Genomic DNA, 11,800 nt, shown 5'->3' on the forward strand with positions numbered 1-11,800 from the left:
TAAATTAGCTATCTTTGCAAAAACTATGCACTATGGAAAAGGAACTGCCTAAAATAGATTTGCCGGAAGAATGGCTCATCGGCACCGGCATCAGCAAAGAACTGCTAGGACTCTACACCAATTATCCGGTACGCCTGAAATGTGAAATCTTCGTACTCTGCACATCCGGAGAGGTGGAAGCCTCGGTCAACCTGAATAAAATCAAGGTGGAAGCCCACGACTTCATTACGCTTACCCCCGGAAGCATCTTCCAGATAAACGCCATCAAGGGCGACCTGAACATCTACTTTGGCGGGTTCTCGTCCGAATACATGGAACACAACATTCAGTCGCACTCCTTCCTCGACACCATGTACCTCACGCTCGGACGCCCCGTCATCCGCCTGAAACCAGAAGGAGCCAAAATGATGGAGGAATACATGCAGCTGCTCATCAAGATGTATGAGTTTCTGCCCGAAAAAATCAGGCCGGAAATCGCCACCAACCTGTATGCCGACATACACAAAGGCATCTCCATGCTCTACCGGAACAAGACCGACGAGGTGCACACCCTGTCGAAGAGCGAGCTGATTTGCCGCAACTTTGCCCAGCTGGTCATGCAGCACTACAACCAGACGCGCAACGTGGCCTGGTATGCCGAAAAGCTCCAGATTACCCACGCCCACCTCTGCACCACGGTGAAACAGATTACGGGGAAGACCTGCGTGGACATCATTTCGTCCATGGTCATCATGGATGCCAAGTCGCAGCTGAAATCTTCACAGCTTTCCATCCAGAACATCTCCGATTCCCTGAACTTTGCCAACGTGTCGTTCTTCGGGAAATACTTCAAGCGATACGTGGGAATGAGTCCGCTGGAATACCGGAACAACGGGTAGAAAAAGGAAGAAATAAGAAGACTTCCGACGACATTCGAAACGTTTTGAAGACCGTAAAAAAACGCAAGTGCGTTTTGCTCAAAACGTACTTGCGTTTCAAGTAAAACGTCCTTGCATTTTAAACCAAACGCACTTGCGTTTTCACATCATCCTGAAACAAATATACAACACACAATAAAGACCTTGAAAAACATGAGAAAAGAAATTCTATTCCTAGCCGCACTGGCTTCTTGCATGTCCTCCTTCGCGCAGCATTTTGAAAAGACTGCCCAAGGGGGAAAATTCCAGACCGCACAACCTGTTTTGAACGGGGAAGTGATTTTTTACTCTCCTTCCATCGTGCGCATCGTGAAATATCCTTCGGCTGAAATGCCCGAGAAAAAAAGTTATCCCGTCATCAAGACTCCGGAAAAAGTGGAGATTGCCTACACTCAGAACGGGAACACGGTGTGCATGACCGCCGGAAAGATGAAAGTCACACTGGATGTGGCCACCGGAAAAGTGACCTACACCGATGAAAAAGGAAAAACCTTGTTAAAGGAAAAAGTAGAAGGCACCAACTTCATCCCCCGGAAAGATGTAAACCGCGATGCGTATACCGTGAGCCAGGCGTTCAGCCTTGCCCCCGATGAAGCCATCTACGGACTGGGACAACGGCAGAGCGGGGCCATGAACCACCGCAACCAGCAGATTCACCTGTCCAACGGCAACACCAACATCTGCATCCCCTATTTCACTTCCGAAAAAGGCTACGGTGTGTACTGGGACAATCCCGGCATCTCCGACTTCAGCGACACGCCCTACGAAACCTCGTTCTCTTCACAGGTGGGCCTTTGCTCCGACTATTACTTCCTCTATGAAGACGGCACACAGGACGGCGTGATTGCCTGCATCCGCGACCTGACGGGAAAAGCCACCATGTTCCCGCTCTGGACCATGGGCTACTGGCAGTGCCGCGAGCGCTACAAGAGTCCCGACGAACTCTGCGGCGTACTCGACAAGTACCGCAAACTCGAGATTCCCCTCGACGGCATCGTACAGGACTGGCAGTACTGGGGATGCGACTCCAACTGGAACGCCATGAAGTTCATGAACCCACGCTACATCAACAAGATGGACGATGCGGAAGCCCTGCGCTACCTGCCGAACGGCGAAGACAAGAACGCCCGCTATCCGAAACCCCGCTTCAAAAGCCCGGAAGAGATGGTGGAATACGTACACAAGAACAACGCCCACCTCATGATTTCCGTATGGGCCAGCTTCGGCCCCTGGACCGACCAGTTCAAGGAACTCGACAAGATGGGTGCCCTGCTGAAATTCGAAACCTGGCCGCCCAAGTCGGGAGCCCATCCCTACGACCCGTTCAACAAGGACGCACGCGACCTCTACTGGCGTTACCTCAGCCATTTGCATCAGATGGGCATCGATGCCTGGTGGACCGACTCTACGGAACCCGACCACCTGAACCCCAAGGAAAGTGATTTCGACCTGCTGACAGCCGACGGTTCTTTCCGTTCCGTACACAATGCCTTCCCGCTGACCCACAACCGGGGTATCTATGAACACCAGCGTGCCGTATCGGATGCCAAGCGAGTGTTCCAGATGACCCGCTCGGGCTACCTGGGCCAGCAGCACTACGGTGCCCTGAGCTGGAGTGGCGACGTAGTATCGAGCTGGGACGTACTCCGCCAGCAGATTCCCGCCGGACTGAACTTCACGCTTTGCGGCATCCCGTTCTGGAATACAGACTTAGGAGGTTTCTTCGGCTGGGAATACAACAACGACTGCACGAACGTGGCCTATCAGGAACTGCATGTACGCTGGTTCCAGTGGGGTTGCTTCATGCCGCTGATGCGCAACCACTGTTCTTCGCCGATGCTGAACGAAATCGACCTCTTCGGCAAGGAAGGCGACTGGGCCTACGACGCACAGAAACGCATCATCGAACTCCGCTACCGCCTCTTACCTTATATATATAGTCTGAACGGAGCCGTGGTACAGGAAGACGGCTGCATGATGCGCCCGCTGGTGATGGATTTCGCCACCGACCGCAAGGCCATCCTGCTGGACAACGAATACCTCTTCGGCAAACAGATTCTGGTACGTCCGGTCACCGAGCCGCTATACACCAAGAAGGTGGAAGGCAACAAGGGCGTGACCACCGTGCCCGATGTGGCCAAGGCTTCCGCTCCGGTGAAAGTGTACTTGCCGAAAGGCACGAAATGGATTGATTTCTGGACCAACGAGACCGTGGAAGGCGGACAGGAACTCCAACGCGCATGTCCGGTAGACATCCTGCCGCTCTACATCAAGGCCGGAAGCATCCTGCCGCTGGGCCCAAAAGTACAATATTCTACCGAAAAGAAGTGGGACAACCTGGACATCTGCGTTTATCCGGGTGCCGACGGCGAGTTCACCCTCTACGAAGACGAATTCGACAACTACAACTACGAAAAGGGAATGTTCTCCACCATCCGCTTCCATTGGAACGATGCCACCCGTACGCTGACCATCGACGACCGCAGCGGAGAATTCCCGCACATGCTGAAAAAGCGCAATTTCCACATCACCCTGATGCAGCCGGGCAAACAATCTGCCGAAACCGTCACGGTGAAACCCGACAAGAAAGTGTCTTATTCGGGTAAGAAGATGACAATCAAGCTGTAAACAAAAAAAGGAGCTGCATCCCCCAATGGCGACGCAGCTCCTTTGCTGTCAAATCATAGTCAAATCTTATGGTTTCTTCATCCAGACCACCGACGTACACAGCTGCGCGATGGCTTCACGGTGACTGATCAGAATCAATGTCTTTCCATGCAGCTGGCCCGACAGACGCTGCAACAGCAGCTGCTCCGTCTCGCTGTCCAGCGAAGAAGTCGGCTCATCCAACAAGAGGATGCTTCCCGGACGCAGCAGTCCCCGGGCAATGGCAATCCGCTGGGCCTGACCTTCACTCAGTCCCGTACCCCGCTCCCCGCACACCGCATCCAGTCCGTCGGACAAGGCAAACACAAAATCGGCCACCGCCAGATGAAGTGCCTGCCTCATCTCTTCCTCCGTCGCGTCGGGATTTCCCATCCGCAGGTTCTCCCGGATGGTGCCGCTCACCAGCGTGTTGCCCTGCGGCACATACGACAGGTTGCAACGTGTCTGCGGCGAAGCCACTACCTCCCGGTTGCCGTGATAGAAGACCACCCTTCCCTTGTCCGGCTCCAGCAAGGCCAACACCAGACGAAGCAGCGTGCTCTTTCCCACTCCGGTCTCTCCCACGATGGCCGTCAGGCTTCCCGGCGGGAAATCGTGCGAGAAATCCGTCAGCACCTGCCGGCTACCCCCCGGATAGGTATAACACACCTGCTCCATGCGGACACCGACCTCTCCCTCCAGGCGTACAGGCGTTCCCTGCCGTTCCTGCGGCAGTTCCTCCAGCTCCACCAGCCGTTCCGTCGAAGTGAAAATCCGGATAAAAGCCGGAATCTGCCGGCTCAGGTCCACCATCGGGCGCTGAATCTGCGCCACCAGCTGCAAGAACGCCGCCATCATGCCAAAAGTCACTGTCCCTTGTTGCAGGCCGAACACCCCCCACAGGAAGGCCACGGCATACCCCGTCATGAAACCTACCTGTACCATAGAGCGGGAAAACACCGAAAAATCCGTGCGCTCCTTCACCTTTCCCCACAGTTCCTCCTGCACCATTCCCAGTTTGCGGACTGCCTGGGCCGTATATTCCAGCGTACGAATCAAGACCCGATGCTGCAAGTTCTCCTGCAAATGACTCTGTATCCGGCTGTCCGTACTGCGAATCTCACGCGACAACCGGCGCATCTTCCGCACATAACTCTTGCTGAACAGCAGAGCCACCGGCATGATGCAGACCAACACCCCCGTCAGGCGGATATCCAGACGGGAAAGAAAGAACAAGGCCCCGCACAGCTGGAAAAACGTGATAAAGACCGAGGGAATCGTAGAGCACAACGCCCCTGTCACGGTCTGCACATCCTCTTCCAAGCGGTTCAGCATGTCGCCGGAGTGCAGTTTCTCCCGCCCCGACCAGCAGCTTTCCATCAGATGCACAAACAGCCGCCGGTGCAGCTCGTTCTGCAACGCCGTTTCCGTACGGCTGACCAGGCAGCTTCTGAACGCCGAAAAAGCCAACTGCGCCAGCAGACACCCTATCATCCACGCGATATAAATTCCCAGCGCATCGGCCGATACGCCCGTGGCAATATCAATCAGGTGCTTGCAGACATACACAAAAAACAGAGAAATACCGACATACAGCACCCCCATCCCTGCATACACGACAATGGGAATCCGAAAACCACAGGAGGTTTTCCACAGCCATCTCACACAATAACTTATCCTCATATCCTCCACCTTCTGCACAGATACAGCAACACCCGGCGCAACGGAAGCAGCTTCCGCCACACCCGCGCCCTGAAAAGTTCTTTTCGCGAAGTACAGTCCACAAACCGCCCGTCGCGTATGATTTTGACGGCCACGCCCACCACCTCGTTCCGGCGGCAACGCTCCGTGGCATACAGATTTCCGTCGCCCATCAGCACCATCGCCTCCTTTTCCAGCCGGTAGACCCGGTGCAACACATAGCTTCCGTTCTGCAACCGTACCAGTACGATACTGCCCACGGCAATATCCTTCCTTCCCTGCAACACCACACTGTCACGCTCGTCCCGGATGAACGGGAACATGCTGTTTCCCTTCGCCCGCATCGTCACGGAATGCCCGTTCTGCAACATCCGGCCTATCTCTTCAAAAAACTGCGCATTATTCAGCCACAACTTCTCCGTCTGCATCTCTTCCTGACACAAAAAATCCCCTTTCCGGCCATTTTCCAAAGCCAGAAAGGGGAGACAAAAAATTACTTACTACGTGTAATTACCACACGGCTCAAGCGAGGATTGTCATAGAACATATTGTCTACCCCACCCTTATATTCCACTTTAAGCTGTGATTTGGAAACACCAAATTCATTGACCAGACAGTCACAAACGGCTTCCGCACGTTCCTTGCTCAGACGCTCGTTCGTCTTCTGGCTGCCTGTACCTTTATCCGCATACCCCGTGATGGTGTACACCGTGTTGGAACCGCCAGCCTTGATGGCCTCAGCCAACAGCTGCAGGTTGGCACGTGCTTCTTTCGACAGAGTGGTCTTGCCAATCGGGAACACTATCAGGTTGGCCGCAATCACCTTGTTGATGACTTCCTGTTTCTGCTGGCCCTCTGCCGCAGCCAAAGCCTCTTTCAGACGGGCTACTTCCTGGTTCATCTCGTTCAGGCGGTCGCGCATCGCATTGGCCTCGGTCTGGTCGTAGCGGGTCACCGTCTTGCTGCGGTCCCATCCGCGACGTTTGAACTTATAGGTCAGGCCGACGGTAGCCGAGAGCAGACCGTCGAACTTGGATCCGCCGATTTCGCCGTCGATGGCATCATCCACCATGGAAGCCCGCAAGTCGATGTTGGCATCCAAGGCATCACACAGGCGGAAGGAATTCAACCAACCGGCACTCATCGTAATATCACCGGCTGTAGGTGCCTCCCACGTACGCATGTAGCCTACACCTGCATAAAAACTGCTGTTCCAGATACGGTTTTCACGATAACCGCAGAACAGGTTGGAAAGGTTGAACAACACATCGGCACGAAGGTTGTAATACTTGAACTTGGAGTAATCCATACCGCTTCCCCAGCCGGGCACCTGCTCGCCGGTAGAGTGGGCTGCTCCCCAACGGGTAGCCCCCTTCAAGGAAAGACCGTTGTACATCAAGCGGACACCGATGCCCGGAGTGAACCATTTACCTACAGCGATGTCCAGCGCAGGCGAAATACGTTTGCCGAACCCAATCTGCTTGTCATGGTCACCGAACATCACCTGCGGTCCCGCACCTACAGTGAGGAACCAATTGTCCCAGAAGTGATTGGTTTCCACTTTATATTTGTCGTCGGTGTATTCCACTTTTTCCGTGATACCACCGTTTTGTGCTGTCTGCTCCGACTGAGCCAAAGCAGGACTTGCAGCCGCCAACGCGAGGGCTGCAAAAAGTGTTTTCTTCATCATAACATTATGTATTAGTTAATGTATTTTTTAGTTTATTCCTCTCTTACGCAACGAATTGCACAGGCATCACGACGACTGGAACTGAAGTCACAGACATTGACCTTGTTTTCTGCTCCCCATGGGGTTGAACCATTCACGTCCGTATAAGAACCTATCGACATATAAGCCGAATAGGCATCCGTTGTACCACCGATATCATAAGGAGAAGCCGACCAATATCTGGATGAACCTCCTCTCATCAGCACCGATCCTTGCCCGGCAGACCACATCGTACCAGTCGATCCATACCGGCTACCCGTCTGAGGATAGAATGTACCTTCGGTATCCGAGTCGTTCTTCTTGAAATAATAACCGTTGTCATACTTGACATAGTTAATATAATCAAGTCGACTCGTCGTACCGGAAATGCCGGCTGTATTCCCGTCACTTCTCTTCACAAATCCAGTCCATGTGTACTTGTTTGCCACACGGTATCCCACCGGTGAAGGATCGTAGATGGTCTTCACATCCGTCCATCCGGCACATGCCGTCGAATCTTCCAGATAATCCGGATACTTCGGGTTGGTACCGTTTGTGTCTCCCCACAGGTAATTGTTGGTTTCACCCAGCCAATTGCCATAAGTGTTGTCGATATATTTCTGCAACTCTGCAGGATGCTGTACACTTTCGGCTATCGTTCCGGTTTGTGAAACATAGATGGGGAAAGAAGTTTCCACCTCTGTCGCCACACCGTCCACATAATAAACCGAAGTGTTCGGGAACGGATCTTTGCGTCCCCACTGATACAAGGTAACATAAAGTGAGGTCTTGGAATGTGCGCCCAGCGTACGGTCCATCACGGTGAACTGTGAACCTACTTTGTTAGTATATACTTCATCAGACGGCATTTCATCGCCTACCCCCCAGATGTGCCAGCTCCAAAGAATATCCCCGGTCTGGTTCTCGCCACTATAAACGGCAATCACCGCATTGCCCACATTCTGGTTTGCAGTATAATAACAACGTCCGTCAGCGCCAAGTCTGACAGAAGGTGCATCAACGAAACCCTCCACATCCTGCCACAACAGTTTAGCAGATTTCGGACTAATGTATGCAGACTCCGTATGGAATCCAGCCCCCGGAATGATACCTTTCTGACCATTGCCTATAACGGTAGCCAAGAAAGAATGTTCCCCAACCGCATTAATCATATAGCAGTTTGCAGTTTCCTCTTCCACCAGGTCAGGAGCTTCTTCTATCACAGCCTGATTGTTTTCCAACACGGTCGCATTCAGCGGCATAACGTAATACTTGCCAGCCTCGAAGTCACAAAGAGCCGTAGTGGTGAATGAAACCTGATGTTTATCGGTCAGGAACATACACTCCCATGTTTTGCCGCCTTGAGCGCCCGGAGCTGCCACAGCGTATGCTATCACCTTTTCCGAAAGCGAAGGTTGGTTGACGAAAGTCAGATTCAGCGAAGTGCTTTGAGCCTCAGATGAACCCGTGAAACCGTTATCCAGATTGGTTAGGTCGTAGGTATAACTCCCGGTAACCGGAGCACCGGTTTTCAGTTCCACACGCTGTAACTTTTCATCTGTGGCTAAACCGTCCACGCCGGTCAGACTGATTTCAAAACGAACCAGTGAAACCATCTGCCGCATATTCAGCTGATAACTTCCGTTTCCCTTATCCGTAATGACATCAGTAGCCTTTACATCGTATGCAGCAATCGAATTCACATCCGCATAAGCCTGCTCTGTAGGGATGGTTACAGGTATAGCCTGAAGATTGACTGCTTGCTCACTATACGGATAGTAAGCATACTTCGGCACATCGCCCGAAGTCATATTTCCAGAGAAAGTCGTTTGAGCAGCAGGAGCCGTATGATTCCCCGTAAACGATGCGTTCACGGTATTATCACCAAACACACCCACCTGGTCACCAACCGACCACTCCATCAGTAATGCCCCGTCTCCAGCCATACTGCCCACCTGCGTGCGGGTTGAAGGCAAAGCGGAGAAACCCTCAAGCGTACCGTTAATACTAATCTGCTCTTGTGCAGGAGAAAAACCTTCGTTCATCTCCGAGCAGGAAACCATCAGGGCGGCCAACCCTAAGAAACAGCCTGTCAATCGAATGTTTTTCATCTATTCTCGTTTAGTAAAAGAGTTAAGGAAGTCATCCGGCTTTAGGCCGGATGACTGTTTTTCCCATTTTGTTTATTTAATTACACTTCCTCCTGAAGTATATGAAGCATCAGAAGCTGTTTGTCCCTGAGCATTATCCTTAGTAATAAGCGGGAAGCGGTAATTATTGTTAATAATTACTGACGGCAAATAAGAACCACCACCTGATTCATACACTCTATCCAGAATTACAATATTCATCGGGCCATAGATATTTTCTGCGCCATAATTCAATATTTTATTATAGAACCAGTTATTGATATCTGTCGCAAAAGACTCAATGTTGCCGGCTATACCACCGTTACCATAACCCAAAGATTGAGTATCACCATTACTATCTGTATAAATACCTGAACCTCCCTCAATATATGGTTTTTTACTTAACTCCACTGCATCATCCACATAATATCCGTCTAGACAGTTAATATAGAATGTCGAACCCTGTTTGTTATTATTATCTTCTATGGCAAGCTCAAAAGTATTCCATATGTCATTTTGTTTTTCTGTTAAAGATTCCTGCCAATAGATACATTGAGTATAGTCTACAACATAATCCCATGTAGGCCTTCCTTCATATGTGTAAGAGGTATATAAGCTATAGTTCTTAGATTCTTTCGCAACGCGTGCCCAATCCTGAATATACGCACTTCCTGTAGTACCATCAGCACGTGTAGTATTATGCTTATAATTTACAGCACCTTTAGTTGGTAAAGTAGGGATAGTACCTCTATTTAACATAGAATTCTCAATAGAACTAGATAAAGAAGAATTCTTAGCCCAGTTATCAACCGGATAACCACGTCTGTTCCAGTTATCCTTCAATGAGCCCCATTGGTCTATAAATACACCTTGTCCAGGATTCGAAAGCTTAAGACTACCATCTTCTTCACTGGTAATACGAGCTAAGAACATCAACGTACCTCTTGCTTCTCCAACAGTAAGATCTCTTGAATAAGTTGTATATTTATATCCTAGATGATCAGTAAAGAACTGATTCAAATCGTCGGCAAAATCTGATACATTAGTTCCACGTCCTGCATTCGATTCAAAGGCAGGCATAATCATAGCGAACTCACCGGAGTTTTGAACTTTTTTCCAAATTTCATCCACAGCCTCACCGAATGTAATACCAAGATCTTGACGATTACACTGCAACTGTACATCTTCAAGACTATTGGTGCTACTATTTGGACATCTCAATTCAAAGCAACGGATTCCGGAATTCCACTGTTGTTCAAAATCAATAGTTTGCGCTTTATAATTTTGTGCATCACTACCAGTATATTTATTAGAGAACGAATTAGCTGTTCCAGGAATAGACAACTGTGAAACAAGCACATTGTCATTCATACCTGTAATCCAATTGTTCACTCCACCAGAGCTAATTTTCGGCGCATTAACTGTAACACGAGTTTTCTGATGTGGACGAAGCAACACTGATGAGCCTTTACTATCAACAAGTTTCATTGTCTTACTTGCTGTATTGAATCCGGCAACTCTGACACTAATGTTATCCAAATCAGTATGTGGTAAAAGGAATACATTAAATGTAATAGATTCTCCATCTTTAAGCTCCAACGGTTTCTGAGTTCCTCCATCATCATAATACCCACTTATCGTAATCATATTCCTTACAGTAGCTGATGACTCATAATCGCAGGTCAATTTGCTATTATCAATTGTTGTAGTACTGGCCTTTGTCAAGTCACAGCTAAAATATCCGGCAATATTATCGCCATCATTTGCAAAAACATTTATTGACGCGATAGGTGCTTCAGTAGGACCTTTTATTGTCAATTCCAGTGTAGTGGTCAATGGTACAAAATGCAAAGATACACCATCATCCTGGGTATCACCACTCGGTATAGGATAATCCTTCAGAACCGCAGCCATATACAGATAATCCATATTCGGTTTTGCAGTCCAAGTACCATCCGTATTATGTGTAATAGTGTGTTGCTGGTTCACAGGTATATACCCTTTCAGAACACCATTTTCAAACGAAACGACATTTTTTACAGCAGTATTACTCATACTTTCTATAGCAGGATAAATAGCATAAAAGTCCTGAGTAGAAGATGCTCCATCCCATTGTAATCCATCACCTAGAGCCAGTAAATAAGCATGACTATTATCAGCATCATTAATATTCGTAATACCATATTCAACCTGTTGCAAAGTTGGAGATGCTGGAGAATATATATCTACATGATCATCAGTCACCCAATTTATAGCCTGACTTACTTTCTCGCCATTGTCACCAGTTACATAATCTCCATACTCTGTTCTGCTTTGAGGATCACCCGCATAACTTGCATTAGCTCCAAACACAATTCCATTTCCCTTAGGAATGTTATTATCTTTTTGTACGAACTCTTCTTCAGTACATCCGCTCATTGCAGCAAGCATCATCGCACTGAATAGAGACCAGTTCAAATACGATTTAAATTTCATAATAAACTCCTTTCTTTTTATTGCCATTCGTTTCCGGTAAAATCATAATCCCCTGAAATCTCTTGATTACCCGCAGTGACGTCACTATTAGGCTCATCTTTGTCTACAACCGAGGCCTTCATAAACCCCTGTTCCAACTCCACTTCCACAAAGGTGGTCTGCGGAGTTTCATACTCTTTTTGCTTTTGATTCTTCATAAAAATTCCTCACTTTCTTTTTAGATT

At 49.4% G+C, this 11,800-nt stretch carries 8 protein-coding genes; 2 read left to right on the forward strand and 6 right to left on the reverse strand.

Annotated features, from left to right (window positions below; genetic code table 11):
• The first annotated feature begins 32 nt into the window (after positions 1 to 32).
• Together BQ7480_RS13470 and BQ7480_RS13475 are read left to right on the forward strand one after the other, a co-directional pair.
• Positions 33 to 878: a helix-turn-helix domain-containing protein gene (locus BQ7480_RS13470; RefSeq protein ID WP_072543275.1), complete on the forward strand. Its 846-nt coding sequence runs from the start codon at positions 33 to 35 to the stop codon at positions 876 to 878.
• Positions 879 to 1,070: 192 nt separating this feature from the next.
• The gene (locus tag BQ7480_RS13475) at positions 1,071 to 3,545 is read left to right on the forward strand and encodes a glycoside hydrolase family 31 protein (protein ID WP_072543276.1); all 2,475 of its coding nucleotides are present in this window, start codon (positions 1,071 to 1,073) and stop codon (positions 3,543 to 3,545) included.
• A 66-nt stretch (positions 3,546 to 3,611) separates the two neighbouring features.
• Here the strand turns inward: BQ7480_RS13475 and BQ7480_RS13480 are convergent, their stop codons facing one another.
• From BQ7480_RS13480 to BQ7480_RS13505, 6 genes are all read right to left on the reverse strand, one after another.
• On the reverse strand, positions 3,612 to 5,246 hold the full coding sequence (locus BQ7480_RS13480; RefSeq protein WP_072543277.1) for an ABC transporter ATP-binding protein: 1,635 nt from the start codon (positions 5,244 to 5,246) through the stop codon (positions 3,612 to 3,614).
• The gene (locus tag BQ7480_RS13485) at positions 5,243 to 5,692 is read right to left on the reverse strand and encodes a S24/S26 family peptidase (protein WP_072544040.1); all 450 of its coding nucleotides are present in this window, start codon (positions 5,690 to 5,692) and stop codon (positions 5,243 to 5,245) included. Before BQ7480_RS13485 ends, BQ7480_RS13480 begins: the two co-directional genes overlap by 4 nt.
• Before the next feature lie 65 nt (positions 5,693 to 5,757).
• Positions 5,758 to 6,954 (reverse strand): OmpA family protein, encoded by a 1,197-nt coding sequence (locus tag BQ7480_RS13490; RefSeq protein WP_083581828.1) that lies wholly within the window; start codon positions 6,952 to 6,954, stop codon positions 5,758 to 5,760.
• Positions 6,955 to 6,986: 32 nt separating this feature from the next.
• Positions 6,987 to 9,083 (reverse strand): hypothetical protein, encoded by a 2,097-nt coding sequence (locus tag BQ7480_RS13495; RefSeq protein ID WP_072543278.1) that lies wholly within the window; start codon positions 9,081 to 9,083, stop codon positions 6,987 to 6,989.
• A gap of 72 nt (positions 9,084 to 9,155) precedes the next feature.
• The gene (locus BQ7480_RS13500) at positions 9,156 to 11,603 is read right to left on the reverse strand and encodes a PI-PLC domain-containing protein (protein WP_072543279.1); all 2,448 of its coding nucleotides are present in this window, start codon (positions 11,601 to 11,603) and stop codon (positions 9,156 to 9,158) included.
• The gene (locus BQ7480_RS13505; RefSeq protein ID WP_072543280.1) at positions 11,594 to 11,773 is read right to left on the reverse strand and encodes a hypothetical protein; all 180 of its coding nucleotides are present in this window, start codon (positions 11,771 to 11,773) and stop codon (positions 11,594 to 11,596) included. The genes BQ7480_RS13500 and BQ7480_RS13505 overlap by 10 nt, the downstream gene beginning before the upstream one ends.
• Between the last annotated feature and the right edge of the window lie 27 nt (positions 11,774 to 11,800).

It is taken from the genome of Bacteroides mediterraneensis (assembly GCF_900128455.1).
In the GTDB taxonomy this organism is placed as follows: domain Bacteria; phylum Bacteroidota; class Bacteroidia; order Bacteroidales; family Bacteroidaceae; genus Phocaeicola; species Phocaeicola mediterraneensis.